19 protein-coding genes are annotated in these 26,023 nt (G+C 56.2%); 4 read left to right on the forward strand and 15 right to left on the reverse strand.

What is annotated here, in order from left to right:
- Positions 1-126: 126 nt before the first annotated feature.
- The 6 genes from H6F46_RS14270 to H6F46_RS14295 form a co-directional block, all read right to left on the reverse strand.
- On the reverse strand, positions 127-978 hold the full coding sequence (locus H6F46_RS14270) for a peptidase (RefSeq protein WP_190355452.1): 852 nt from the start codon (positions 976-978) through the stop codon (positions 127-129).
- A gap of 13 nt (positions 979-991) precedes the next feature.
- Positions 992-1,222 (reverse strand): preprotein translocase subunit SecG, encoded by a 231-nt coding sequence (gene secG, locus H6F46_RS14275; RefSeq protein ID WP_099534985.1) that lies wholly within the window; start codon positions 1,220-1,222, stop codon positions 992-994.
- An 80-nt stretch (positions 1,223-1,302) separates the two neighbouring features.
- Complete coding sequence (gene gpmI / locus H6F46_RS14280) at positions 1,303-2,901, reverse strand: 2,3-bisphosphoglycerate-independent phosphoglycerate mutase (RefSeq protein WP_099534986.1); 1,599 nt, start codon at positions 2,899-2,901, stop codon at positions 1,303-1,305.
- Positions 2,902-3,008: 107 nt separating this feature from the next.
- Positions 3,009-4,739, reverse strand: coding sequence for an ATP-binding cassette domain-containing protein (locus tag H6F46_RS14285; RefSeq protein WP_190355453.1), 1,731 nt, complete (start codon positions 4,737-4,739; stop codon positions 3,009-3,011).
- A gap of 705 nt (positions 4,740-5,444) precedes the next feature.
- The gene (gene serA, locus H6F46_RS14290; RefSeq protein WP_099534988.1) at positions 5,445-7,025 is read right to left on the reverse strand and encodes a phosphoglycerate dehydrogenase; all 1,581 of its coding nucleotides are present in this window, start codon (positions 7,023-7,025) and stop codon (positions 5,445-5,447) included.
- Between the two features lie 220 nt (positions 7,026-7,245).
- On the reverse strand, positions 7,246-8,646 hold the full coding sequence (locus H6F46_RS14295; protein ID WP_190355454.1) for an aldehyde dehydrogenase family protein: 1,401 nt from the start codon (positions 8,644-8,646) through the stop codon (positions 7,246-7,248).
- Positions 8,647-8,780: 134 nt separating this feature from the next.
- On the opposite strand from H6F46_RS14295, the gene H6F46_RS14300 reads away from it, so the two are divergent.
- Positions 8,781-10,172: an FGGY-family carbohydrate kinase gene (locus tag H6F46_RS14300; protein WP_242027967.1), complete on the forward strand. Its 1,392-nt coding sequence runs from the start codon at positions 8,781-8,783 to the stop codon at positions 10,170-10,172.
- Between the two features lie 36 nt (positions 10,173-10,208).
- Here H6F46_RS14300 and H6F46_RS14305 read toward each other — a convergent pair whose 3' ends face one another.
- From H6F46_RS14305 to psb32, 9 genes are all read right to left on the reverse strand, one after another.
- On the reverse strand, positions 10,209-11,642 hold the full coding sequence (locus H6F46_RS14305; protein ID WP_190355456.1) for a cytochrome P450: 1,434 nt from the start codon (positions 11,640-11,642) through the stop codon (positions 10,209-10,211).
- Between the two features lie 77 nt (positions 11,643-11,719).
- Positions 11,720-12,712: a methyltransferase domain-containing protein gene (locus tag H6F46_RS14310; protein ID WP_190355457.1), complete on the reverse strand. Its 993-nt coding sequence runs from the start codon at positions 12,710-12,712 to the stop codon at positions 11,720-11,722.
- Positions 12,713-12,799: 87 nt separating this feature from the next.
- Positions 12,800-13,483, reverse strand: coding sequence for a class I SAM-dependent methyltransferase (locus H6F46_RS14315; protein WP_190355458.1), 684 nt, complete (start codon positions 13,481-13,483; stop codon positions 12,800-12,802).
- 201 nt (positions 13,484-13,684) lie between these two features.
- Positions 13,685-14,602: a TIGR01777 family oxidoreductase gene (locus H6F46_RS14320; protein ID WP_190355459.1), complete on the reverse strand. Its 918-nt coding sequence runs from the start codon at positions 14,600-14,602 to the stop codon at positions 13,685-13,687.
- A gap of 278 nt (positions 14,603-14,880) precedes the next feature.
- A complete protein-coding gene (psb28, locus tag H6F46_RS14325) occupies positions 14,881-15,240 on the reverse strand; it encodes a photosystem II reaction center protein Psb28 (RefSeq protein WP_190355460.1) in 360 nt (119 codons plus the stop codon).
- Between the two features lie 106 nt (positions 15,241-15,346).
- On the reverse strand, positions 15,347-16,351 hold the full coding sequence (locus tag H6F46_RS14330) for an acetyl-CoA carboxylase carboxyltransferase subunit alpha (RefSeq protein WP_190355461.1): 1,005 nt from the start codon (positions 16,349-16,351) through the stop codon (positions 15,347-15,349).
- Between the two features lie 97 nt (positions 16,352-16,448).
- Positions 16,449-17,480, reverse strand: coding sequence for a long-chain acyl-[acyl-carrier-protein] reductase (locus H6F46_RS14335; protein WP_099535008.1), 1,032 nt, complete (start codon positions 17,478-17,480; stop codon positions 16,449-16,451).
- Positions 17,481-17,864: 384 nt separating this feature from the next.
- On the reverse strand, positions 17,865-18,566 hold the full coding sequence (locus H6F46_RS14340) for an aldehyde oxygenase (deformylating) (RefSeq protein ID WP_099534994.1): 702 nt from the start codon (positions 18,564-18,566) through the stop codon (positions 17,865-17,867).
- 640 nt (positions 18,567-19,206) lie between these two features.
- Positions 19,207-19,935 carry a photosystem II repair protein Psb32 gene (psb32, locus tag H6F46_RS14345; RefSeq protein ID WP_190355462.1) on the reverse strand — a complete coding sequence of 243 codons (729 nt, stop codon included), beginning with the start codon at positions 19,933-19,935 and terminating at the stop codon, positions 19,207-19,209.
- Positions 19,936-20,154: 219 nt separating this feature from the next.
- Between psb32 and H6F46_RS14350 the strand changes: the two genes are divergently transcribed.
- The 3 genes from H6F46_RS14350 (at position 20,155) to H6F46_RS14360 (ending at position 25,571) form a co-directional block, all read left to right on the forward strand.
- Complete coding sequence (locus H6F46_RS14350; protein WP_190355463.1) at positions 20,155-20,304, forward strand: hypothetical protein; 150 nt, start codon at positions 20,155-20,157, stop codon at positions 20,302-20,304.
- Positions 20,291-21,028 carry a DUF554 domain-containing protein gene (locus H6F46_RS14355; protein ID WP_099534996.1) on the forward strand — a complete coding sequence of 246 codons (738 nt, stop codon included), beginning with the start codon at positions 20,291-20,293 and terminating at the stop codon, positions 21,026-21,028. Before H6F46_RS14350 ends, H6F46_RS14355 begins: the two co-directional genes overlap by 14 nt.
- A 763-nt stretch (positions 21,029-21,791) precedes the next feature.
- Positions 21,792-25,571, forward strand: a complete 3,780-nt coding sequence (locus tag H6F46_RS14360) for a GAF domain-containing protein (protein WP_190355464.1) — start codon at positions 21,792-21,794, stop codon at positions 25,569-25,571.
- Positions 25,572-26,023 lie beyond the last annotated feature (452 nt).

A 26,023-nucleotide genomic window follows, 5' to 3' on the forward strand; every position in this document is an offset into this window, starting at 1 on the left:
AATCGTCGATTTTGCAGAACAGAGCTTCTAGACTGAGCATGACGGGGTTGGGTTGAGGGCTTTTTTGTTAATGCCTCAGCTTAACCAGCCCCGTCTTTCTTCCGCTCCCCTTATCCCGAACTGACGTTAGTTTAATGGCCAACCGAGGCGGGTGGGTTGCTCATAGATTTTTACTAGGGTGTTCAGATCCCGATCGGAAATGGGGGGCGGATTGGCCACGGCGGCGGCATAAAGCGCGTCTTGGGGATTAGGACTGTGGCCCCAAATTCCCAGGGCATGGCCCAACTCATGGCGAGCCGTGCCCAACAGTTGAGCAAACGCGCGATCGCCCCGCAACAGCATCGTAAATCGGTGGGCCAGTCGGGGGCGATCGCCCCGTAGATCCCAATAGAACTCATAGGTGGTGCGGGCGTTGGCGGCTCGGGGCAAACCGGCCGCATTGCGCAGGGTGGGATTGCCCAGGGCGATGGTGATGTCGGCCGGGGTTGAATCCCCAGCGTCCAGCAGTTGCAGCGATAGATAGGGTTGCCAATCGGCGATCGCCTGGGTCACGGCCTTGCGCCAAGCTGCCGCGCGGGGCGGTGTGGGGGCAAGGGCAACGGTGATCGGAAACTGCGACCAGATCAGGTGACCCACGATCGAGGGTTCAATTTGGTCGAAGTAATCTGGACTAGAGGAATCTGGGTCGAAGTCATCCCCGGCCCCGTTACGCGGCGGAACAAGTCTTGATTGGGCCGCAGGGCGATCGCGCCACTGTTGCAAACGGGTTGGCAACGGGTATACCTGGGGCGGCGGCAATTGGGAGAGCAGGGCCGGCGGCGGTTCCGTTGCTTGGGCGAGCGAATCCCCCCCTCGATCGGCTAGCCCCCAAATTCCCAGACCACTCCAGACCCAACCGCCCAAAACACAGCAGAGCGCGATCGCCCCATAGACCATCGCGCTCTGCCATCGTTGTCGGTTGCGGGACACCCCACCCATTGGGCGATCGCCCCTAACCCTTCAGCCAGCCGGCACTCAGCACCACCGCCAAACCCATGAACACCAAAGCCAGCGTCCAGGTAATGCGATTTAGCGTGGCTTCCGCGCTCTTGGTGCTCGAAAACAGTTGAGCTTGGCCGCCAATGCCGCCGAGACCGTCACCCTTGGGGCTGTGCAACAGCACAAACACCACCAAACCGAGGGCAGACAGGGCCCAGATTATTTCCAAAATCGTGGTCAACATAGGAAACGCAGGATTGTACCCAGCAATAGCGGAATCAACATTTTACAGCCGGATGGAGACCCCCAGCGGCCCCCGTGGGTCTAAACGCCTACCGTGACCGGCGTGCGATTCAACTTGGCTTCATAGGCCGCCGGAGCCACGATCGACTTGCCCGTCATTTCAGAGGGCTGGGGCAAATTCAGCAATTGCAGAATCGTCGGCGCAATATCCGCCAAGCAACCATCATCCCGCAACTGAACATCGCAGCCATGGCCGACCACCTTTCGACGCTCCCCTTCCACCACGATGAATGGGACACGGTTGGTGGTGTGGGCCGTCCAGGGATTACCCGCCTCATCGAACATGTATTCCGCATTCCCGTGGTCAGCGGTGATCAGCACCGTGCCGCCCACCTTGGAAACCGCCGTTAACACCCGGCCCAAACAGCGATCGACCGTTTCAATGGCCTGAATGGCCGCTTCCATCTGTCCGGTGTGCCCCACCATGTCTGGATTGGCATAGTTCACCACCACCAAGGAGTAGACCTCCTTTTGAATGGCGGAAACCACCGCATCGGTTACCGCGTCCGCAGACATGGCCGGCGCGCGATCGTAAGTTGGCACCATCGGACTCGGGATCAGCACCCGATCTTCCCCTTCAAAGGGATCCTCCAAACCACCATTGAAGAAGTAGGTGACATGGGCATATTTTTCCGTTTCGGCAGCTCGAAACTGGCGAAGGCGATGATTCGCCAACACCTCACCCAAAATGTTTTTCAGATCCTGCGGCGCAAAGGCCACGGCCACGGGTAGCTCGGGATCATATTGGGTGAAGGTGACGAAATGGATCGGTTGCACCAGTTCGCGCTCAAACCCATCAAATTGAGGATCCATGAACGCTTGGGTGAGCTGCCGCGCCCGATCGGGACGGAAATTGAAGAAAATTACGCCGTCTTGGGCCGCCACGGCCCCCGGAGCCACCCGCACCGGCAGAATGAACTCATCAAAAACCTTTTCCGCGTAGGAGTCCTGAAGGATCTGCACGGGCGATCGCCCATCCACTTCACCCTCCGTGGCCATCACCTGGTAGGCCTTTTGCACCCGATCCCAGCGGCGATCGCGATCCATCGCGTAGTAGCGCCCGGAAACCGTCGTGATTTGACCCACCCCCGCGTCATCAATCAGCCCTTGCAGTCGAGTCAGAAACTCAATGCCACTGTTGGGCTGGGTGTCGCGACCATCGGTGATGGCGTGAATACAGACTTCCGTGATTCCCTGTTGCGTTGCCAGTTTCAGCAACCCGGCCACATGATCCAAATGAGAATGCACACCCCCATCGGAACAAAGGCCAATCAGATGGAGCTTGCCGCCACTGGCTTTAACCTGCTGACAGGTGGCGACCAGGGCAGGATTGCTCAAAATTGAATCGTCTTCAACGGCATCGGAAATGCGAACCAACTCTTGGGGCACAATCCGACCCGCACCAATGTTCAGGTGGCCCACTTCGGAGTTACCCATTTGCCCCTCGGGCAGTCCAACCGCCTTACCTGATGTGCGGATCAGTGTGTGGGGATAGGCTGCCCAAAGGCTATCAACGATCGGGGTTTTCGCTTCGGCAATCGCATTACCGTTGCGATCTTCGCGGTAGCCCCAGCCGTCAAGAATGATCAGCACGACAGGGGAGACAGTTGACTCCACCATACTCTGATTGCTCTTCATATTTGCTTAATTTTCCCGCCATAATAGCACCGAGATTTAACCTATAAGCCTGGGATGGTTTGTGGCGCATCCCAGACGTTACAAGGTATTTACAAACCGGTGTTTGCTTTTTTCGCGTCCTGCTTGGCCCGTTGCTTTTCGCGCTCTTTCTCGCGCTTGGCGGCCGCTTTGTCCGCCTTCTCTTGGGCAATGGCTGCCAACTTTGCTTGCTCTTGTTCCTCGGCAATCTTGTCGAGATAGTAGCGATAGTTGCCCTGATAAACGCGCAGTTCGCCTTCACGAACTTCCACAATTTTGTTGGCAACTTGCGAAATAAAGTATCGATCGTGCGACACGATCAAGGCAGTGCCATCGAATTGCGTCAGGGCTGATTCGAGGGTTTCTTTTGCAGGAATGTCCAAGTGGTTGGTTGGCTCGTCCAAAATCAGCAGATTAACGGGCTGAACGAGCATTTTGGCGAGGGCTAAACGCGCCTTTTCGCCCCCACTCAAGGATTCAACTTTCTTGAGAACCGCTTCGCCACTGAACAGGAAACGGCCCAAGAGGCTGCGCACCTCTTCCTCTTTCCAGTCTGGGGCTTCGTCCCGCAGGGTGTCAATGACGGTTTTGTGTAAATCCAGGGCTTCGGCTTGGTTTTGCTCAAAATACCCGGGGATCACGTTGTGTTGACCAATTTGGGCGGTTCCCTCGGTGGGGGCTTCCCGACCCATGATCATGCGCAACAGGGTGGATTTACCGCAACCATTGGGCCCAAGGAAGGCGATTCGATCGCCCCGTTCCACGGTCAAGTTCGCACCCAGGAACAGGATCTTATCGGCCCAAGCGTGGGTCAGGTCTTCAATTTTGACCACCTCGCGACCGCTGCGCGGGGCGGGCGGAAACCGAAATCGCAGGGTGCGCACATCAGCCACGGGCGCTTCGAGGCGCTCCACTTTTTCCAGTTGTTTTTCGCGGCTCTTGGCTTGGGTGCTGCGGGTGGCGCTGGCCCGGAACCGATCGACAAAGGCCTGTTGCTTGTCTAGTTCCTTTTGCTGGCGATCGTAGGCCGCCTGGAGGGCGCTGCGATTTTCTTCTTTTTGGGTCAGGTATTGGGAATAGTTACCCAAGTAGGTGGTGGACACGCCGCGCTCGGTTTCCACAATCGTGGTGCAGAGTCGATCGAGAAATTCTCGGTCATGGGAAATCAGCACCAGCGGTTTGCCCAGTTGCTTCAGGTAGCCTTCTAACCACTCGATCGACTCGAGATCCAAGTGGTTGGTCGGCTCGTCCAACAGCAACAGATCCGGCTCTTGCAGCATCACCTTGCCCAAGCAGATCCGCATTTGCCAGCCGCCACTGAAGGAGCTGACCAGCCGATCGCCATCGTCCGGCTCAAACCCCAACTCCGGCAACAGTCGATCGACCCGGGCTTCTAGGCCATAGCCATCCAGGGCTTCAAACCGGCGTTGTAGGTGGTCGAGATCGCGCAGCAACGCTTCTAGGCGATCGGGATCCGCCGCGCCCATCTCGTTTTGCACCTGGTGCATTTGATCCTGCACCTCGCAAGCTTCCGTGAAAGCCGAGAACAGTTCTTCGCGCACCGTGCGGCAAGGATCCACATCAAACTCTTGGTTGAGATAACCAATGCGCAGATCAGCCGGGCGAATAATTTGCCCGGCCGTTGGCTCAATCTCACCCATGATGATTTTGAGTTGGGTGGATTTACCTGCCCCATTCACACCAACCAACCCAACCCGATCGCCGGGCTTGACCTCCCAGCTCACATCCCGCAGGACTTGGCCCGTTGGGTAAATTTTTTGGATGCGTTCCAAACGCAGCACGTTTGCCTCCCGGTTTCAGGTTTGCTGGTCGTTAACGTGGTTGAACTGGTTGAGCTTCAAACTGAAGGGAATCTTAGACCAATGCACGAAAGCGTAAAAGCCTTGAGCGTGAAACTCCCTTCGGCAGTGGTTCCGGCTTGAGGCTCATACCACAGTGAAATGATTGGGATCGATCGGGCGATCGAAGCCAAATGGGTATAGGACAGCTTGCAAACGTTATGGATCGCGCTTAATCGGTTATCCGGTTTTGCCGTTGCTCCGACCAATTGCCGACCCCTTTTAGGTTTTATCCAGCTAGACTCAGCCAGACTCGGTGAGCAGCATCAATAAAGATGCGACCAGCAAACTGTTGTCTTTGTAACAAAACTTAGGCCGTATGGTAGCAGGGTCAGGCCCGATCGCCTAGTTTTTTTGTCAGGGAGTGACCATTAATTTTGCTCATAGGCTGACTCATGGGTTAGCCCATCGATCTACTTATCAGCCGATTTTTGTGATCAGCCGATTTTTGCGCAAGAAAAAACCTCGAGCTGGGCCAGCCAGCAATCGAGGTTTCAATCGGGGTGCATCTACATGGAGTGGTTTTCAGCCCTCCAGTCATTAGCTCCGGATAGTTTTTCAGCAAAGAAGCCTAGGATCCGTCGTCATTGCCACCGCCGTAGGGGTTGGGTTTCCCAACCCTAATCTGAACCCTAATCTGAGCGATCGCTAAAGCACCACCGTGAAGGCATCGCGGATACCCGGAACCTTCACAATCTCTTCGAGCAGGCCATCGGGCAGCAGATCATCAATGCTCAGCACCATCACCGCATCGCCGCGCACAATCTTGCGGCCCACCTGCATACTGGCGATGTTCACATTGAAGCTCCCCAGCAGCGAACCAATTTTCCCAATGATCCCCGGCATATCCCGGTGCTTGGTCAGCAGCATGTAGCGGGTGGGGGTGACGTTAATCGGGAAATCATCAATTCCGGTGATGTGAATTTCCCCGTCACTCAGCAGAGTGGCCGTGGCCGAGTGCTCGCCCAACGAACCCACCGCCGACAGGTGCAGCGAGCCGGTGTAATCCCGAACGGAAGAATCGCGGGTTTCAATCACCCGGATGCCCCGCTCCTTGGCTTCAATGCTGGCGTTGACGTAGTTCACCCGTTCCCGCAAAGCCTGGGACAACAAACCTTTCAGGGCTGCGATCGTGATGGGTTTGCTGTCTTTTTCTGCCAATTCCCCTTGCAGGCGCACCGTCAGGGATTCCACCCGACCGCCAGCCAGTTGGCTCACCAAAGTGCCCAGGGTTTCCGCCAACTTCAGGTAGGGCCGCAGTTGCTCCATCACATCGGGATAAAGACCCGGAATGTTCACGGCCGATCGCGCTGGCAGCCCCAACAGCACATCGCGGATTTGCTCCGCCACGTCGATCGCCACATTTACTTGGGCTTCTTCGGTGGAAGCACCCAAGTGCGGAGTCAGCACCACTTCCTTGCCCAAGCCCTTGAGGGGCGAATCTCCCAGCGGCTCATCCAAAAACACATCAAGGGCCGCGCCGCCAATCCGATTTTCCTTCAGGGCTTCGTAGAGCGCTTGCTCGTCGATGATGCCGCCCCGGGCGCAGTTAACGATCCGCACCGTGGGCTTCATCTTCGCCAGCGCTTCAGCATTAATCAGGTTGGCCGTTTCCGGTGTTTTCGGCATGTGCAGGGTGATGAAATCCGACTCACGGAACAGCAAGTCCAAATCCACCAAGCGACAACCCAACTGCTCGGCGCGTTCCTTGGAAATGAAGGGGTCATAGGCCAGCAACTTCATGCCCATGGCCTTGGCACAGGAGGCCACATGGGAACCAATTTTGCCCAAGCCCAAAACCCCGAGCGTCTTTTTGTAAACTTCCACGCCCGTGAAGTTCTTGCGATCCCAGTTGCCGGCCTTGGTGGATTCGTTGGCGGCGGGAATGTAGCGCGACATGGACAGCATCATGGCCAGGGCGTGCTCGGCGGCGGCGATCGTGTTGCCTTCCGGCGAGTTCACAACCACAACCCCTTGGCGGGTGGCGGCGGGCACATCCACGTTATCGACTCCGACCCCAGCGCGGCCAACAATTTTCAGGCTTTGGCCGGCTTCGATCACACGGGCAGTGACACGAGTACCCGATCGAATCATGAGCGCGTCATATTCACCGATGATTTGCACCAGCTCATCTTCGGGCAGGCCGGTGCGGACATCGACTTGGGCCACTTGCGACAGAATGTCGAGGCCGGCTTTGTCGATCGGGTCGGAGACAAGTACCTTCGGCATGGGGCGAGTGTGCGGTTGGCAGATAGGAAAGGTCTAGTTCGCTGCGGGTTGACGAAGCGAGGGGTTGGCCCAAAGTTGCCAGCCAAAATCGCGACAAATCACTGAGGATCTGCGATTGGGTGATTTAGGAGCGGGTTGGGCTAACTTGCAGCCTCCTATTCTACAGGGGGTGATCACGATCACGATCGTCCCCTAGGGTTTCTTTGGGCTTAAGGAACGGTTAAGACCGCAATCGCGACAGCCAGGATAATTTGTTGTCGTCGTAGGGCGGATAGCGCATCGGAAATTCCGGCTTGGCCGATCGCCACAGGTGGCTGCGCTGATAGGAAAATAGCTCAAACCCAGCCCGGCCGTGATAGCGCCCCATGCCGCTGGCTCCCACGCCGCCGAAGGGCAAATCGGGCACGGTGGCTTGCACCAACAGATCATTCACACAAAGGGCTCCCGAGGTGGTTTCCCGGCCGATCGCCCGGCTAATGGTGCGATCGTTGGCAAACACATAGCAAGCCAAGGGATGGGGCCGGGCGTTGATCTGGGCGATCGCCCCGTCCAGGTGGTCATAGGCCAACACCGGCAAAATGGGCCCAAAAATCTCCTCTTGCATCACGGGATCGCTCCACTGCACCGCCGCCAATAGGGTCGGGGCCAAGTAGCGTTGCAGCGGATCCGCATCCCCGCCGATCACCACCTGGCCCGAGCCGGGAATCAGCCGCAACAACCGTTCTAGGTGATAGTCATTGGCAATCCGGGCAAAATCCGGGCTGAGGCTGGGGGTGGGGCCAAAAAAGTCGGTAATGGCCGCTTGGGCCAACGCCAGAAACTCCGCTTCCCGATCGCGCGGCACCAACACATAGTCAGGAGCCAAGCAGCTTTGTCCTGCGTTGAAAAACTTGCCCCACACAATTCGCCGGGCCGCGATCGGGAAGTCAGCCGAGCGATCGAGAATGCAAGGATTTTTGCCCCCCAACTCCAGGGTGACCGGTGTGAGTCGCTGGGCTGCGTAGGCCATCACCACCTTGGCCACCGTGGGGCCACCCGTATAGAAAATATGGTCGAAAGGTTCTTCCAACAGGGCTTGGCTGACCTGAATTCCCCCTTCCGCCACCGCCACATACATCGGGTCAAAGGCCCGGCGAATTAAATCCGCGATCGCCCGGGAGCTTTGGGGGGCAACCTCTGAGGGCTTAATCACCGCGCAGTTGCCCGCCGCGATCGCCCCCACCAGCGGCCCCAAAGTCAACTGCACCGGATAATTCCAGGCCCCCATAATCAACACCACACCCAACGGCTCCCGCTGCACCTTGGCTCGACCGGGCCAGAGGGTGACAGGCAACCCGACCGATCGGGGCTTAGTCCAACTCCGCAGATGTTTGAGGGCGTGGTCAATTTCCAGCAGGCAAAATTCCAACTCCGCCAGCACCGCTTCAAAGGGAGGTTTGCCCAAATCCACCTGTAGGGCCCGCAGGAGCTGATCCTGTTGTTCTTCAATGGCCCGGCGCAGATCCTGAAGCCGCCGCAGCCGATAATCCACATCGCGGGTGTAGCCCAACTTAAAAAAGTCGTGCTGGGTTTTCACCAATTCCTGGGGTGAGGTGGCAGAAGTCGTGATCGGCTGGGGCATAGGGGCAAAATCGGGCAAAGGCAGCAATCAAGCTTCAACGTTAACCAGTGATTCAACGACAAGCAATTACGAGCAATTTGCAATCTTAGTTTGCAAGTTAATTGGCAATTGACTAACTAGCGATATGGGCAGGAATGATGGGTCAGGATTGGGGCCTTGATGAACAATGGGCTAATCAGTTGGCCATGGGCATTGACTTTGGAACCTCCGGGGCCCGAGCCATGGTGGTCGATCGACAGGGAGCCGTGGTGGCCCAAGCGCAGGTAAGCGCATCGGGGACGGGATCGGGGAGTGCAGCGGATTGGCTGGCGCAATTGACGGCGCTGCTGGCGGATTTGCCCCGATCGGTGCGGCAACAAACGGGGGCGATCGCCATCAATGGCACTTCGGGAACCGTGCTGCTTTGTGATCGCCAGGGCCATCCCCTGACCGATCCTCTCGCCTACGATGACGATCGGGGCCAATCCGTTTTGCCCCAAATTGCCGCGATCGCCCCGGCAGATCACGTCACCCACAGCGCCACCTCCAGCCTAGCCAAGCTGCTATGGTGGCGAGCTACGCAATATGGCGGTCAGTGGCCCACGGTGGATCCACCCCAATTGCTCCATCAAGCGGATTGGCTCGGGGCCCAACTGCACGGTCAATTTGGCATCACGGACTATCACAACGCGCTGAAGTTAGGTGGCGACCCCATCCGCCAAACCTATCCCCAATGGTTGCGCCGTTTGGATATTGGGCCATCGCTGCCCAAGATTGCACAACCGGGCCAGGCGATCGGAACCATTTTGCCCCTGTGGGCCGATCGCTGGGATTTCCCGATCGATTGCCAAATTTGCACCGGCACTACCGATAGCATTGCGGCATTTTTGGCCAGCGGAGTCCAGGAACCGGGCCAGGCGGTCACGTCCTTGGGGTCTACCCTAGCGATTAAATTACTGAGCGAGCAGCCCGTGGCCGATCGCGCCCATGGGGTCTATAGCCACTTTCTGGGGCGATCGTTAATGGCCCGCTTGGCCATGGCCCCCCTGGCCCCTGGGAGTGGCAACACGACCGCTAGCCCCCCCTCGGTCGATCGCTGGTTGGTGGGTGGGGCTTCCAATGCCGGCGGCCGGGTGTTGCGGCACTTTTTTTCTGACCAAGAGTTACAACGGCTCACTGCCCAAATTGATCCCCAGCAGCCCAGCCCCCTCGACTATTACCCCCTGCTGGAACCGGGCGATCGCTTCCCCATTTGTGATCCCCATTTGCCACCGCGCCTCACGCCCCGACCGGCGGATCCCGCCGCCTTTTTGCAAGGTATTTTGGAAGGCCTAGCCCGGATTGAGTCCCAAGGCTATCAGTTACTTCAGCAATTGGGAGCCAGCCCGCTGCAATTGGTGCAGACGGCCGGCGGTGGGGCAAAAAATGATGTATGGACGGCCATTCGATCGCGCCATTTGGGTTGCCCCGTGCGATCGGCAAAGCAGACGGAGGCGGCCTATGGCACGGCCTGGCTGGCTTGGGCCGGTTTGCTTGGGCCGACTTGATCGCGGCCCCATAATTCACCGCCCGATCGATCAGCCCTAGGCCACCGTTTGGGGCTTGGGCACTGGGGCAGGAGCCACCCGATCGCGCCGGGTCATCCGCAATCGCAGCGGCCCATCAGGCCCCACGGTCACCCCTCGGCGGGCCGGGCGGGGAGGCAACACCCCGGCATAGGCCACCGACCAGTCCATCAGCAGCGTTGCCAACACCAGCTTCATTTCAAACTGGGCAAAGGCCATGCCAATGCAGCTTCGGCTGCCGCCGCCAAAGGTCAAAAATTCTGAATTGCTGAACGATCGCTCCAAAAATCGTTCGGGTTGGAACTGGGTTGGGTTGGGATACAAATCCGGCCGACGATGGGCGCTGTAAATGTTGGGCGAGACAATGGCCCCGGCGGGATAGTCATAGCGCCCGATCGTTGTGGGCTTCAGCAAGCGGCGCGGACTGCCAATCAGGGCCACGGGATACAGGCGCAAGGTTTCCTGGCAAAAAGCGTTCAGGTAGGGCAGTTTGGCGATCGCCATCGGTTCCGGATCCGGCCCCAGTTCGGCAATTTCCGCCCGGATTCGATCGCCCATGGCCGGAAACTGCGTCACCCACCACAGGGCCCAAGCCAAGGACGTGGCGGTGGTTTCATGGCCGGCCAGCAGCAGGGTCATTAATTCGTCGCGAATTTCCTCGTCGCTCATGGGCTGGCCCGCTTCATCGCGAGCCGCCAACAACAAGCTCAAAATATCGGTGCGATCGCTCGGCCCCCGATTGGTGGCTGGGTTCGGTTGAGCAGCGTCCTGTTGAGCTTGGACTTGCTCAGCGCGGCGATCGGCAATTTCCCCATAGAGCAAGACATCAAGCTGATTCCGCAACTTCAGAAAATAGCCCCAAGGACTCCATGGCCCCCAATCCCGCTGCAAGGACGGCAAAAACAACAGGCTAGAGGTGAAGGGCGATCCCAGCAGGTCTAGAATTTTGGCTGCCAAAACTTGGATTTGGCCATAGCGATCGCCATCCACCAGCCCAAACACCGCTTTCAGGATGGTTTTCAGCGTAATGACTTGGGTTACCTTGCGCCCAGCAATGACCTTTTGCGATCCCCAATCCGCCGCCTGTTGGCGGGTTAAGTCACAAATCAACCGCCCATAGGCTGTCATGCGTTCGCCATGGAACGGCGGCAACAGCAACTTGCGATGGCGACGGTGGGGATTACCATCCAACAACAGCAGGGAATTGAGACCCACCAGCGGCTCCAGCAGATAATTCATGGAACCGCTTTCGATGTGGTTGGGATCCAGGGAAAACACATCCGCGATCGCCTCTGGATCCGCCACAAGGGTCATGCGCAACCCGGTGACCAGTCCCAGGGAAAACGTTGACCCCCATCGATCGGTGCATTGATCCAGAAAAGTTAGCGGATCAAACAGCCAGCGAAACAGTTGCCACCCGGCGGGACTCGGCACAGGATTGGGAAAAAGCATGACTTGCAAGGAACGTCAGATTGGGCGATCGATTGGGGCGATCGATTGGGGCGATCAACTTGAGCGAGCCTTTTGCCTTAACGAGCGGTGGCAGTCGTGGCCGGTTGAGCCGAAACCGGAGCCGCCGCCCGCACTGCTCGGAACATGCCAAACCGACAAAGCCCGGCCCCAAAGGCCAAACGCATCAGCAGCAAGGTGGGCACTTCCCGCAAAGACTTCACCAGGCCCGGAACACCAAACTTGATCAGGCCGGCGGGTCTGGCTACCCCTTGCCAGATGGAGTCAAGCCAAGAGGGCAAGGTTTCAGGAGTCCAATCAGCCGTCATCACATCGCCATCCGTGAGGCCCGTGGCGGCCAGGTCTTCGGCAAAGCCTTCAATGCTGGCGAAGGCCGGGTGGGCCCATTGCTCCAGCAGTTGTTTCATGACGGGGCGCTCCCAGCCGTTGAGGGGCACTTGTCGATCGTCCCGCTGGTTCCAGTCGGCCACCACCAGAATTCCGCCGGGCTTGAGCACTCGCAGCAGTTCCTTGGCGAAAACGGCCTTGTCGGGCATGTGGGGCCCCGCTTCGATCGACCAAACCACATCAAAGCTGGCATCGGGAAACGACAGGGCCATGGCATCATCCACCGCGAATTGCGCTGTCACATCCGGCGGGGTCAAGGATTGGGCCCGGGCCACCTGCTGGGGACTGATCGTAATGCCTGTGACCTGGAAACCATAGTCCTTGGCCAGAATGCGACTGCTGCCGCCAATGCCACAGCCCACATCCAGCAGGGTTGTGCCGGCTGGCAGGCGATCGAGCTGGCCCCAACGCACCATTTCATGGACAAAATCCGCTTTGGCCGCCAAAAAGTCCTTGCGGCGTGGGGGAGAGCCATAGTGACCCAAGTGGATATGCTCACCCCAATAGAATTCCAAAATGCCGTCTGTGGTCCACTCGTCATAGGCGTTGGCGACGGAGTTGGCGGACTGGTACTTCCGAGGAGACCACAAATACAACGCCAGACCCAAAAGGGGCAAACCAACGAACAGGCCAAGGGCGATCGGGAGGGATAGGGGCAGGGTCATGGCAAAGGCAACCAAGCGGTCATGAAGCAATGGACAGGATCTATCGAGTTGGGCTGTTGATTAACCCCTCCAAGGGGCGGCCCATGTCTAGCTTGCCAGATTTGGGGAGGGACGGCGGCGAGCGAGGGTCATCCCATCCCCGATCGGGACGAGGCTTAGATCCACCCGAGGGTCTTGGTGCAACCGAGCGTTGAATTCGCGAATCGCTTCCGTGTTGTTTTCCTGGTTGGTGGGATCGGCCACGCGCCCGGCCCACAGCACATTGTCAATGGCGATCAGGCCGCCGGGTCGCACCAGGGCCAGGCAGCGATCGAGATAGTTGGGGTAATTTTTCTTGTCCGCGTCAATGAAGGCGAAATCGAAGCAATCTGCCTGACCGGCCGCCAGCAATTGATCGAGCGTTTCGAGGGCCGGCGCAATTCGCAGATCGATTTTGTGGGAAACGCCGGCCCGCTGCCAAAATTCCTGGGCGATCGCGGTGTCGTTGGCGCTCACATCGCAGGCCACAATCCGCCCCCGATCGGGCATGGCCAAGGCGACCGAAAGGGTGCTGTAGCCCGTGAAGGTTCCCACCTCGATCGCCCGCTCAGCCCCAATCAGTTGCACCAACAGGGCTATGAACTGGCCCTGTTCCGGCGCAATTTGCATTTGGGCGGCGGGGTGGCGAGCGGTTACCTGACGCAGTTCCTGCAAAATTGGCGCTTCCCGCAGGGACACGGCCAACAAATAGTCATAGAGGCGATCGCTCAGATCCAGCGTGCGAGGAGACATGGCAGAGGGGGGCGGGCGAGATGACGGATGCCAAAGATATTAATGCTGGCAATAGGGCTGGCAATAGGGCTGCAACCAAAACCGGAAACAAGGTTGAAAAAGCCAGAAGTCTAAATGCCGGAGACTCTGAGCCAGCAAGGAACAGGAGCCACTGGGCAGCGGGAGCATCCACCGTTTTGGCTCCCCCGTCCCCGGCAAGCCCTAGACGATCGCCCGCAAGGCCGCCGACAAATCCCCATAGTCAAATTGGAAGCCCGCCTGTTGGGCCCGATCGGGCAGCACACATTGACCTTCCAACACCACCTGAGCCGCTTCCCCCAGCAATAGATCCAGCGCAAAGGCAGGCACCGGTAACCAAGAGGGGCGATTCAGCAAACTGCCCAGCACCTGGCACAGTTCCCCCATCCGCACCGGTTTGGGAGCGGTGGCGTTATAAACCCCACTGAAGCTGGGATCCTTGAGCGATCGCTCAATCAGGTTCACCACATCCATCAAGTGAATCCAGGAAAACCACTGTTGACCCGTGCCCAAGGGGCCGCCCGCAAAGGCCCGAAACACCGGCAGCATTTTGCCCAAAGCACCTCCATCTCCCAGCACAATGCCCGTGCGCAAAATCACCAACCGGGTTTGCTGGGCCGTGACAGCCTGGGCTTCCGCTTCCCAAGCTTGGCAAACCTGGGCCAAAAAGCCCTGGCCGGCCGAGCTGGCCTCGGTGAAGGTGGCCGTTTCGCTGGGGCCATAGAACCCGATCGCGGAGGAATTCACCAAAACGGCGGGTTTGGGATTGGCCGCCGCGATCGCCTCCACAATTCGCCGAGTTCCCAGTTGGCGACTGTCTAAAATTTCCTGCTTGCGGGCCGTGGTCCAGCGGCCTTCCGCGATCGGAGCACCGGCCAGGTTCACCACCCCATCGCACCCCGCGATCGCCTGTTGCCAATCGCCAGCGGCCGTGGGTTCATAGCCCACAATTGACAGGTTGGGAAAGGCCGATCGGGGAAAATAGCGCTCCGCCCTTGCCCGATCGCGACTGAAAAGCACCAGGGAATCCCCTTGCTGATTCAACCGCTGCACCAAGGCACGGCCAACGAAACCGGTTGCTCCAGTGATTGCAACTTTCATGGGGGACTCTTCGCCAGAAAAACGGTAGAAACGCGGGATCTGAATGGATGGATTGGCGCAACGGATCGGAGTGATTTTGGCTGAGTGGCTTTGAAGGACTCAGATCCCGAGAACGCATCATCCATGCCTAAAGATCGACTCATCCTATTGTCGATCCATTGTCGATTTGTCGATCAGCCCCCATGAATTAGCCGTGAATTAGCCGTTGATTCACCCACCCGATCGCCGGCCATGGCGATCGCCTAGCGCGGGGCATAGCCCATTCCATTGGCATCGGCCTAGCGATTCATGAACCGCATGAACCGATCCCACTGTTCCGGGATTTCAATCCGAAATTGACATTCAAACCGTTCAAAATCATCGCCTTCGGGCCCGCCGAAGATAAACCGCACGCTGGAAGGTTCTACCAAAATGTCGCCTTCCTCGTCTCGCAGGCGCAGACTCCCGGAAAACCGATTGGTCACGGCCCGAAAGCGCTCAATGCAGTTCAGTTGCTCAAAAACCATCATCACGATCTTTGCGCCCGTGGTCGGATCCCGTCGCAGGCTCACGTTGCTGGGATCTTCAACCACCCCATCAAAAAACTCCATAGATGGGGCGATCGCACGGTCGATCGCGCCGCTGGTCGCATCGCTCATAGATACCTCCAAGGCCCCTGCGAGACTGATCCCCACGGGAAAAATACAGGATGCTCATTTCTATGATCGGGTACAGACGCTTAATTGGATCTGCCCACGGCAACGGCTACGAAGCGGAGGTCACCAGCGATTCGATCGGCCCCTCGGTAAATTGACCAATTTTGCGGAATTTCTGATAGCGGCGATCGCGCCGGGCCTGGGGCGACAGGCTCAGGAGTTGTTCCAAGGCCCGCACGATCGCCTGCTTCAGGGTTTCGGCCGTTTCCAGCGGGTTGGAGTGGGCCCCGCCCAAAGGTTCCGACAAAATTTCATCCAAAATTCCCAAATCCTTCAGATCACGCGCCGTGATCTTCAAGGCTTCGGCCGCTTGGGCCGCCTTGCCCGCATCTCGCCACAAAATTGAGGCGCAAGCTTCCGGTGAAGCCACGGTGTAGACCGAGTGCTCAAACATCATCAGCCAGTCGCCAACGCCAATTCCCAGGGCCCCGCCGGAGCCGCCTTCGCCAATGATGGTGCAAAGGATGGGCACATTGAGCCGGAACATTTCCCGCAGGTTATAGGCGATCGCCTCGCCTTGGCCCAGCCGCTCGGCATCGACCCCCGCCCAAGCACCGGGCGTGTCAATAAAGGTAATGATCGGCATTCCGAATCGATCGGCATGTTCCATCAGGCGCATGGCCTTGCGATAGCCGCCGGGGGTTGCCATGCCAAAATTCCGGGCCACATTGTCTTTGGTGTCGCGGCCTTTTTGGTGGCCCAAAATCACCACGGGCATCCCATCCAAGCTGGCCACACCGCCCACGATCGCCGGGTCATCTCCCCCGCGCCGATCGCCGTGCAACTCCAGCCAATCATCGGTCATGGCGTTGATGTAGTCCAAGGTGCTGGGGCGGCGGGGATGGCGAGCCACTTGCAACCGCTGCACCGCCGACAAACCACCATAGACCTCTTGGCGCAACTGGTTCGATCGCTCCTCCAACTGCTGGATTTGATCGCTCACATCCACCCCGTTCTCCTCCGCGAGGCGACGGATCCGCTCAATGCGCTCTTGCAGATCCACGAGCGGCTTTTCAAAGTCCAGATACAGAGGTTTTCGATTTGCAGTAGCCATAGGTCAAACACAGGCGCGATCGCGCAACGGTCGTGGTTGCCAACTTCGGCAGGGGCCCCGGTGGGCAACGGGGCCCCAAAGCTGGCGCATGGGGTCTTTAGCCGACAGGATCGAGCAACAAGGGTTTGAAACCGTGCTTAATCGAGGCTTCTCCAATTTGCAGCATCTTCTCGATCGTGATTTGGTTGCGGTTCCACGAAAAGTTCGTGTACCACTTCTCAAATTCCAACAGCATTGATTCTCCAAAGCAGGCAAAGATGTGGCGCTTTGGGTTCACCATCCCGATCGCCCGCATGATCCGCGAGTCAATGTCCAGGGTGTGCTCCACAATACCACCGCTCAACACATGCACACCCGGCGCTTGGATTTTGGTGCCCATGTTTTTCGGATAGCCACCATCGATGATCAGGCAAGGCTTTTTCAGCATTGTCGGATCAATTTCCACCCCCTTGGGCATACTGGCCACCCAAACGATAATGTCCGCTAGGGGCAAAGATTCTTCCAAGGACAGGATTTTGCCGCGTCCCAAATCATCCCGCAGCGCTTGCAGGCGATCTTCCTGGCGTGCAATCAACAGCAAATCTTGGATATTTGTGCGGGCATTGAGCCACTGACAAACGGCGCTGCCAATATCACCCGTGGCTCCGCAAACGGCCACGGTCGCTCGGGACAGTTCCAGATTCAACCGCTTGGCCATCTCTTCCACTTGGCGGCAGATGATGTAAGCCGTGTGGGTGTTGCCGGTGGTGAAGCGAGCAAAGTCTAGCTCTACATTCCGCACCAAACGGGTTTGAGACAAATTGAAATTTTCAAACACGATCGAGGAAAAGCCCCCCAGCGCCGTCACCGACAACCCCAGCTTTTGGGCATGGGCCATCGCGTTCAGCACCTTGCGCACAGCGGTTTTCCCGCGATTGCTGGTGAGCATTTCCGGCAAAAATCCCGAGTCAATATACTGACCTTCGATTTCTTGTCCAGTGGCGCTCTTCACCCGCACGGTATCGACCGCTTGGGGCGGCGCACTGCACCAAAACTCCAAATCCCGATCGGCACATTCGGGAAGACCCAACTCGCGCGCGATTTCGTGCGTTCTTTCTAAGCTGGGGGAGTGACCGATAAGACCAAACATCTCTTTGCTAAACGGGTTGAAGGGGGATAAGGAAGCGAAGGGAACGAACAGGGAAGCGCAGGAATCCAACCCATTGCACAAGCCCATCACAGAGCCATCAAAGCAGCGGTTTGGGCCAGAATCAGCCGCTTTGGCTACTGATTTGGCCTTTTACTGGTTCTGCCCTTTTGCAAGCCCTGTCAGGATGGGCCCGGGGGCTGGGGTGACTGCGTTCAAGAACATGACCCCGATCGCCAAATCATCACGATCGAGGTCGGAGACTGCACAGCAACAGTCTTGGAAAATCATGGCCCCAAGCTGGGCGCAAATCTACAGCGATCGGGCGGCGGGAATTGGGCTGGGGGGCCCAGCGTGAACTGGAACCCCCCAAGCCTGCCCTTCGCCTCAGGCGGCAGCGGCTGCCAAGCCGGCCGTCAGCATTCGCAGGGTTTCACGGGTGGTGAAGCCAATGTTTTGCAGCGCTTCCTGGTAGGCGATCGTGAAGTCTTCCATCAAGGCTTCCTTCTCCATACCCAGCACCAGTGCGTCAGCGGCCACTTCGTCCAACATGCGCCAGACGATCGCCAGGTTTTCGCGATTGGCACGCTCTAGCTCATCCTTAGCGCTTTCAAAGTTCGCCTTAAGCCATTGCTCGCCAAAGTTCAGGTGCAGATATTCATCCTTGACCACGTTTTCCGTGATTTTGCGAGCAAAATCATCGGCGTGGGGGATGTAGACGTTGTAAGCCGAGATCGCAAAGGCTTCGATGATCAGCGCTTGGATCAACAGGCAGGTGACGATGTTGCCACCGGCCGCCGCCACTTGGAAGTTGCCGTGCAAATCCGAAAAGAACTTCTTGGCGAAGTCCATGTCGGGAGTCACGTTCAGGTTTTTGCCGCAGGCGGTGAAGCCTTTTTTGTGGCGGGCCTCCATCTTGGCCAGGTCAGCCAATTCTTCGGCATGGGTGGGCATCAGCTCGGCTAGACGCACGTAGTTGCTGGCGGCTTCGTCTTCGCCCTCAATCACGATCGCATTGATGCGGCTGTAGGCATCTTTGTAGGTTTCACTTTGGTAGTCGATCGCAGCGGGTGCCTCGAGTTGCGGCATAGGTAGTTTTTCTCCTCGTGGGTAACGGTCGGAAAACGTTGACTGAGATCGGGTTGCTCATCACTGGAGGGCTGCACTGAGAGCTGCAACACCTACGCGCGGCTGCTTTCCGGCGCTGTCCCGAACAAATATTTGAAATTCTATCACCCTAGCCATAGGTTCCCAGGGGGGGAGAGCAGTCAGGATGGGGGGTAATCAGCGATTGGATTTGGCAAGCATCTGGCCCAGGGCAGGAGCCGATCGAGCCGGTCTGTGTTGATTCGGGCTGATGGCGGGCTATGGGTCAGTGCCCCTTGAATTGGTCAGGAAGCGTCCTAGAACTGAGCCTAAAGATGAGCAGAACTAACCGGAAGGAATTACTACTATCAAGAGTGTTAATGGTTTTATTAATTGTGCCCGTAATTGTGCCTGAATTTCGGCGAAATTGGTCTTGATTCAGGGAAGGGCCAGAAATTTTTGCCCCTCCCATTAGACCGCCCCAGGCCAGCCCCCGCAACGCGAGATGACTTGAAAGACGACCATAGCCAAGGTTATGGCTTTTGCCATGGCCCCAGAGAATCTGGCAACTCGGAAGCACTCAGCCAACCTCAGGTCTAGGTCTGAAGACATCTCCGCCAGCGCAGGCCCAAAAATATCGGCCTCAGCGCACGTAGGCGAAGTAGGTGACCATGGGGATCACGGTGGCCAAAATCAACAGCACCACGACCAGGATCGTGGAGCCATTGCGATCGGTCTCTTCAGCCTTTTTGAAGGTGCTTTCTACGGAAATTTTGCTGACGACAACCGGCGGGCCGGGATCCGGTTCGCCAGCCAAAACCACGGCCAGCCGATCTTTAGCTGCGATGAACGCTTCGTTGTAGTTGCCATCGCGGATTGGCACGCGCAGGGTTTCTTGGGCCACGCTGGTGGCAATGTCGGCGGTGAGGGTTGCTTGGGCGCTGCTGCCCACCTCGATCGCCGCATCGTTGGTGACCGCATCAAACACCATCAACACTTGGTTGGCTTGGTCTTCGGCTTCCGGAAACCAGGTTTCAAAAAGTTCTTGGGCAAAGCTATCGATCGTTTCGCCATAGTCCAAGCGGCGGAACGTCACAAACCGAACTTCTGACCCCGTGGACTGGGCCACATCGCGCAGGGACTTTTCGAGACTGCCTTTGGTGAGGCGGCTGAACAAATCGGCACGATCGAGCACCCAAGTTTGCGGGTCAAAGGTCGGCATGTCATACACCCCCGTGGCGGCGGCAGGGGCGCTGGCACTAAACCAAAGGCCAACGGCGGCCACCAGCGCCAGGGTCAGGGCCCACAAACGGCGGCCCAAGGGGGGCTGTGAGTGACGGGGTGGGGGATTAAAGGAGCTGAGTGGGGTCATGGATGATCAGAATTTATGACAAAGATTGGCAGCGTTGATAGTTGGCTCCCTGGCCCATTTTAAAAGCCGGTGTTTCCGCTGGCGCGGCCAAATTGCTCGCAACTCATTCAAATGATTCAGAAATTGAATTCAGGGGATTCAGAAACTTGATTCAGGAACAGATTCAAAAGCCGGTCTGTTCACTGGCGCGGCCCAATGGCTCCCCAGCAAATCCTAAGCATGATCCCAATCAGCCCACCAATCAGCCCCTTGCGATCGCCTGAAATGGCCCTACGCTGGTCGATTGTGTTGCGCGATCGCGGCGTTCGCGCCCCCGTCTTCTCAACCTGCTCGCTTAACCTTCCCCGATCGCCCCATGGCCCCCTTTAATCCCCTCAGCGGAACCATCATCAACATTGCCACCATCTTGGTTGGCAGCGGCCTGGGTTTGCTACTGCGCAACTACTGGTCTGCCAACATGCTGCAAATCGTCACCCAAGGCGTGGCGCTAATTGTGATTTTGGTGGGGTTGCAAATGGCCCAAAGCCTGAGCCGGCTTCAGGGCATTGCGATCGATGGGATTGTGTTGGGGCTGGTGGCGCTGGTGGTGGGTGGTCTGGTGGGAGAAGCCTTGGCGATCGAACGCCGCTTGCAACAGTGGGGCGACTGGCTCAAGAGCAAAGTCAAGGGCGACGGTCAATTCACCGAAGGCTTTGTGGCTGCCAGTTTGTTGTTCTGCGTGGGGCCCATGGCCTTGGTGGGCTGTCTGAACAACGGTCTCACGGGCGACGATCGAATCTTGATTCTCAAGGCCTCCATGGACGGCCTGGCGGCGATCGCCCTGGCCGGTAGCTCCGGGTTGGGGGTGGCCTTTTCAGTGTTGCCCCTGGGGATCTATCAAGGGGCCCTGTCCCTGGCGGCGGGCTTGCTGACCCAATTTGTGCCCAACCCAGCCACCGATCCCCAGGTGTTGGCCCTCACTGGTGTGGGCGGCTTGGCCATTGTGGCGATCGGGTTGAACCTATTGGCGGTGACTCAAATTCGGGTCGGTTCGTTTTTGCCAGCCCTGGCGATCGCTCCGGCTATGTATGCTCTGCTCCGGGCGATTGGCTAACCGACCTGAAAACAGTCATAGCAGGGGCTGGGAAATGCTTGTCAATCATGCTTTCAAAATGAGCCTTCCAGGGCTGGGCTATTTTGGTGGCATCAGCGATTCCTGAGAGGTATCAATAATCACCGTCAGCGGCAGCCAGAACCAGGAATAGAAATCAGACAGCCTATAATTTCAGCTTTTTTCAAGTATTTCAACTTTTTTCAAGTTCTAATTGTTTTAAACAAGCATTTTTGAAAATCTATAACATCTTCGCCACGGTAGACAATGCCTTTTCGCCCTGTTAGCCTAGAAACCAGGGATTATTAAAAATATTGGGACTGAGTGATTGGTTTCACCCATTAAGTTTTTTGTGGTCAGGACTTTCAAAACCCTGATCACGGGAATTAATCCAGAAAGATTTTGAAGAACATGGTCACTCAGTCGCGACCATGTTCTTCAAAATCGAATTTTTAACGAATATTCAAGAAAACCATACTTGTGTAAATTAATACCTGATTTAACCCTGATTCTCCCTTGTTCACGGATCATCATCCATCAAAATTCATCTATCCTAGAAATAAGGAGAACGAATCCTGAGGGCAGCAAATAGCAAATTAGGGCTAGTTTTGAACAATTTTTACCCTTTTTCAATTTTTCCACGTCTTTTGGAATTTCATTATGCTCGCCTGATTCGGTTGGGGTAGGAAGATTTTGCTCTGTGTGGCTTTCGCAAACCTCAGCGCAATCAACTCGCTCTCCCTAAATTACCGCGCTATCTTGATCCATGAGCCAACTACGCCTCAATACCGCTGTTACTCCGCCGATGCAATCACCGACAAAAGTTTTATTAATTGGGGCCTCTAAGAGCGAAGTAAAAGTTTATACCAGTTATTTGCAAGCGATCTTGCAGAGTGATTTCCATCGGCAATATGAAATTTTGGTTCCGCCGAGTCGGGAACAGGGTGTTGAGTGGTGGCGATCGCACCGGCCCGATGTGGTGCTGTTAGATTTGATTGATCGCACAGGCATTCACGTGCTCGAAAGTCTCCACGAGGGCATCAAACGTCAATTGCCACTACCGGTGATTGTGTTGATTCAAGCCCACCAAGAATCCTTGGCGGAACAGGCCCTGAAACTGGGGGCCATGGATTATTTAGTTAAAGAGCATTTAACCGGTTTGGCCCTCCGCAAAACAGTGGCCGCCGTGCTGTTGCATCGCAGTTTGGTTAAACAGGCGATCGAACAAAAAATTGAGCCAGAACCCAAGCCAGATCCTGAACTTTCTCAGCCACCGATTGCTCAATATACTCAACAAGCTCAGTCTTTGATCGCTTCCTGCTCTGCATCTTCTGAATTATGCGCCGGGTCATATTCCCATCTCTCCCTTGATCTGCGCGACCAACAACACCTAAACGCAATTTTGAAGCAGCAATTAGCTGCCATTGAATGCGCCAAAGATGGGATCGCTATTCTCAAAGAAGATACTTACGTTTACCTCAACCAATCCCATTTGGAAATGTTTGGGTATGACAGCCCAGAGCAGCTTTTGGGAAAGTCTTGGCGCAGTCTCTATAGCGAGGCAGAATTAGACCGCTTTAAACGAGACATTTTTCCAATTTTGATCCGCGATCGGGCTTGGCAAGGGGAAGCTATTGCCAAGCGGTCCGATGGGAGTAGCTTTGATGAGGGCTTATCCCTCACCGTCACAGACGATGGATTATTAATTTGCGTTTGTCGTGATATCAGTGCCCAAAAACAGGCCGAGCGTGCGTGTCATGCATCCCAACAACTCCTGCAAGGGATTTTGGATACGGTTCCGATTGCTGTTTTTTGGAAAGATCAGCGCCTGAAATATCAAGGCATTAATAACTACAGCGCCACAATCATTGGCCTAAATTCTGCTGAGGAGTTAATTGGAGTCGGAGACGATCAACTACCTTGGAATCCAGCAACTCTGGCACAGATCCAAGAAGAAGATCGACAAATCTTGCGATCGGGGGAATCTGTTCTCCGCTGTGAATTGGAATATGGCTTGGTGGATGGCTCGACAATTTGGTTAGAAACCAACAAAATTCCGCTCAAAGATGCTCATGGTCGAACTTTTGGAATTTTGGGAACAGCTCAGGAAATTACGAGACGCAAACAGGCCGAGGCTACCTTAAAAAAACAAGCCGAAAGTGAGCATTTAGCACTCATGATTGCTGAACGAATTCGGCAATCTTTGAATTTACAAACTATTTTTGACGTGGCTTGCAATGAAATTCGAGCCGTGCTGCAAGCCGATCGAGTTGGAATTTTTCAGTTTTATCCCCAAACAGACTACGACGATGGTTGCTTCGTGGCCGAATCGGTGATTCCGCCCTATTCTTCTGCCCTCAGTCTTCGTATTCATGACCATTGTTTTGGGGATAACTATTCCCAGCTTTATGCCAATGGTCGCTATTTTGTGGTGGATGACATTTACAACAACGGTCTCACCAAATGCCACAGCGATATTCTGGCCCAATTTGAAGTGCGGGCTAATTTGGTGATGCCGCTGCTTTGTGGTTCAGAACTGTGGGGTTTGCTGTGCATTCATCAGTGCGATCGCCCGCGCCACTGGTTGCCGGATGAGGTGGAATTGGCCCACCGGCTTGCTAATCAATTGGCGATCGCAATTCAACAATCCAGTCTCTATTACCAAGTGCAGCAAGAACTGGAGGTGCGTCAACAGGCCGAATTACGCATCAGCCGCCAGTTACAGGAACAAACTGTTCTTGCACAAATTACCGAACGCATTCGGCAATCCTTAGATTTGCACCAAATCTTAAACACCGTCACCCAGCAGGTGCAAGCGGTGATGCAGTGCGATCGGGTGATTGTGTTTCAACTGTTTGATGATGGCCGCAGCGCGATCGTCGAAGAAGCCGTCCTTGAAGGATTAGTTCACCTCAAGGATCGCCATTGGGAAGATGAAGTTTGGTCTTCGGAAATTTTGGAGTGGTATTGGCAAGGCAAGGCCAGAATTGTGGCCGACGTGATGGACGATCGCTGGACCGATTGTCTGCGGGAATATTCCCAAGAGGGCCAAATTCAATCCAAAATTGTGGCTCCGATTTTGCAGGAAGCCTTTGCCCACGAAGATCACCGCTGGGTTGCCCCTGCCGCACCCAACAAACTCTGGGGCGTTTTGGTGGTTCATGCTTGCCATGAAAAGCGGGTTTGGCAAGAATCTGAGGCTCAGTTGCTGCAACAAATTGCTAACCAATTGGCGATCGCCATTCAGCAAGCCACTTTGGTCGATCGACTGAAACAGGAACTAACCCAACGGCAAGCCGCCCAAGCACAACTGACCGAGCGCAACCAACAGCTTGCCCTCAACAACGAAGAATTGGCCCGCGCCACCCGCCTCAAGGATGAATTCTTGGCCAATATGAGCCATGAATTACGAACCCCGCTCAATGCCATTTTGGGCATTGTGGAAGGGCTGCAAGAGAATGTGTTTGGCCCCGTTTCCGAGCAACAAATCAAAGTGCTGCAAATTATTGAACGCAGCGGCAATCATTTGTTGTCCCTGATTAACGACATTTTAGATTTGGCCAAAATCGAAGCGGGGCGAGTGGAATTGGCCTACAACGATGTGGAAGTTCGCCCCCTTTGCGATTCCAGTTTGGCCTTTGTGAAACAACAGGCCTTGGAAAAACGAATTCGCCTGAGCACCAAATTGCCCCGGGATTTTCCGCCCATCCGCATTGATGAACGGCGGGTGAGACAAGTGTTGATCAACCTGTTAAATAATGCGGTGAAGTTCACCTCAGAAGGTGGCTCCATTTTGCTGGAGGTGGGCTATGCCAACCTGGACGGCTCGATCGACCAGCCCGACCCCAACGGCCAAAACCTTTACGAAGCCCTGCGGTTCAGCGTCACTGACACCGGCATCGGCATCAGCGAAGAAAACGTGAAACGGCTCTTTCAGCCCTTCATTCAGGTGGATAGCGCCTTGAACCGTCAATACGAAGGAACCGGCCTGGGCCTGGCCCTGGTGAAGCGGATTGTGAACCTTCACGGAGGCATCGTGAACGTCACCAGCACCTTGGGTCAAGGCAGTTGCTTTTTCTTCACACTGCCCCTCACGCAGGCCGTACCAGCAGCAGCGGTCAGCGGCCAAGGCGCTGAGGTAACGGAAACCACATCGCTGCTGGAGGGGCCCGCATCAGCGCCCTTGATTTTGCTGGTGGAAGACAACGAAGCGAACATCGTCACCGTGTCGTCCTATTTGGATACGAAGGGCTATCGGCTATTGGTGGCCCGGGACGGAGCCGCCGCCGTGACCTTGGCTACCCTGGAGCGGCCCGACTTGATTTTGATGGATATCCAGATGCCTGGGGTGGATGGCATTGAAGCGATGCGGCAAATTCGCAACGATGAGGAACTGGCGGACGTGCCGATTATTGCGCTCACGGCCCTGACCATGCCGGGCGATCGGGAGCGTTGCTTGCAAGCGGGGGCCAACGATTACCTCAGCAAGCCCATGCGCCTGAAGCAACTGATGGAATTAATCCAAAAATGGTTACTCAATCGCTAGGGCCTGTCATCAAATCGCCTGAAACCCTGATTCCGCCGTTGTCAGATTGTGGGGGACAAGGGGCTTAAGCCCCTTGTTACGACGATTGGGGCATGGAAAATCAACCGTTTTCGACTGATCCTAGGAAATGACGACAGTCCCTAGGGTTTGCCTAAATTCGTTAGGTGATCGCTCGCTAACCAAGCCGAATTAGGTCGTTTTCGTAACTAATTTGTCATGAAAACCCTTCACATTCGGGAATTTCGCGTTTTTGGGAGCCTATTCCCGAGTTTTTCGCCTTTAGCCGCTACCGTAGGCCCCCATCAGGGCAATCCCGACCCTTGGTTCGCAGTTCGCAAGCAACGCGATTTGCGAGCGATCGCCACGTGGCCGCTTGCACCCCTCAAGACCCGCACCCACATCTCTCTCCCCCATCAGGCTGGCTGACTGACAAAATTGTCAAAATTGCTCAA

The organism is Limnothrix sp. FACHB-1083 (assembly GCF_014696485.1).
In the GTDB taxonomy this organism is placed as follows: Bacteria; Cyanobacteriota; Cyanobacteriia; order CACIAM-69d; family CACIAM-69d; genus CACIAM-69d.

Excerpts from the sequence above, each read along its gene's own strand:
- secG (WP_099534985.1), bottom strand. The coding sequence starts at position 1,222 with ATGTTGACCACGATTTTGGAAATAATCTGGGCCCTGTCTGCCCTCGGT.
- psb28 (WP_190355460.1), bottom strand. The coding sequence starts at position 15,240 with ATGAGCGATGCGACCAGCGGCGCGATCGACCGTGCGATCGCCCCATCT.
- H6F46_RS14335 (WP_099535008.1), bottom strand. The coding sequence starts at position 17,480 with ATGTTTGGTCTTATCGGTCACTCCCCCAGCTTAGAAAGAACGCACGAA.
- H6F46_RS14300 (WP_242027967.1), top strand. The coding sequence starts at position 8,781 with ATGATGGGTCAGGATTGGGGCCTTGATGAACAATGGGCTAATCAGTTG.
- H6F46_RS14295 (WP_190355454.1), bottom strand. The coding sequence starts at position 8,646 with ATGCCCCAGCCGATCACGACTTCTGCCACCTCACCCCAGGAATTGGTG.
- H6F46_RS14350 (WP_190355463.1), top strand. The coding sequence starts at position 20,155 with ATGATCCCAATCAGCCCACCAATCAGCCCCTTGCGATCGCCTGAAATG.
- H6F46_RS14360 (WP_190355464.1), top strand. The coding sequence starts at position 21,792 with ATGAGCCAACTACGCCTCAATACCGCTGTTACTCCGCCGATGCAATCA.
- H6F46_RS14305 (WP_190355456.1), bottom strand. The coding sequence starts at position 11,642 with ATGCTTTTTCCCAATCCTGTGCCGAGTCCCGCCGGGTGGCAACTGTTT.
- psb32 (WP_190355462.1), bottom strand. The coding sequence starts at position 19,935 with ATGACCCCACTCAGCTCCTTTAATCCCCCACCCCGTCACTCACAGCCC.
- H6F46_RS14340 (WP_099534994.1), bottom strand. The coding sequence starts at position 18,566 with ATGCCGCAACTCGAGGCACCCGCTGCGATCGACTACCAAAGTGAAACC.
- H6F46_RS14320 (WP_190355459.1), bottom strand. The coding sequence starts at position 14,602 with ATGAAAGTTGCAATCACTGGAGCAACCGGTTTCGTTGGCCGTGCCTTG.
- H6F46_RS14310 (WP_190355457.1), bottom strand. The coding sequence starts at position 12,712 with ATGACCCTGCCCCTATCCCTCCCGATCGCCCTTGGCCTGTTCGTTGGT.
- gpmI (WP_099534986.1), bottom strand. The coding sequence starts at position 2,901 with ATGGTGGAGTCAACTGTCTCCCCTGTCGTGCTGATCATTCTTGACGGC.
- H6F46_RS14330 (WP_190355461.1), bottom strand. The coding sequence starts at position 16,351 with ATGGCTACTGCAAATCGAAAACCTCTGTATCTGGACTTTGAAAAGCCG.
- H6F46_RS14270 (WP_190355452.1), bottom strand. The coding sequence starts at position 978 with ATGGGTGGGGTGTCCCGCAACCGACAACGATGGCAGAGCGCGATGGTC.
- H6F46_RS14315 (WP_190355458.1), bottom strand. The coding sequence starts at position 13,483 with ATGTCTCCTCGCACGCTGGATCTGAGCGATCGCCTCTATGACTATTTG.
- H6F46_RS14355 (WP_099534996.1), top strand. The coding sequence starts at position 20,291 with ATGGCCCCCTTTAATCCCCTCAGCGGAACCATCATCAACATTGCCACC.
- serA (WP_099534988.1), bottom strand. The coding sequence starts at position 7,025 with ATGCCGAAGGTACTTGTCTCCGACCCGATCGACAAAGCCGGCCTCGAC.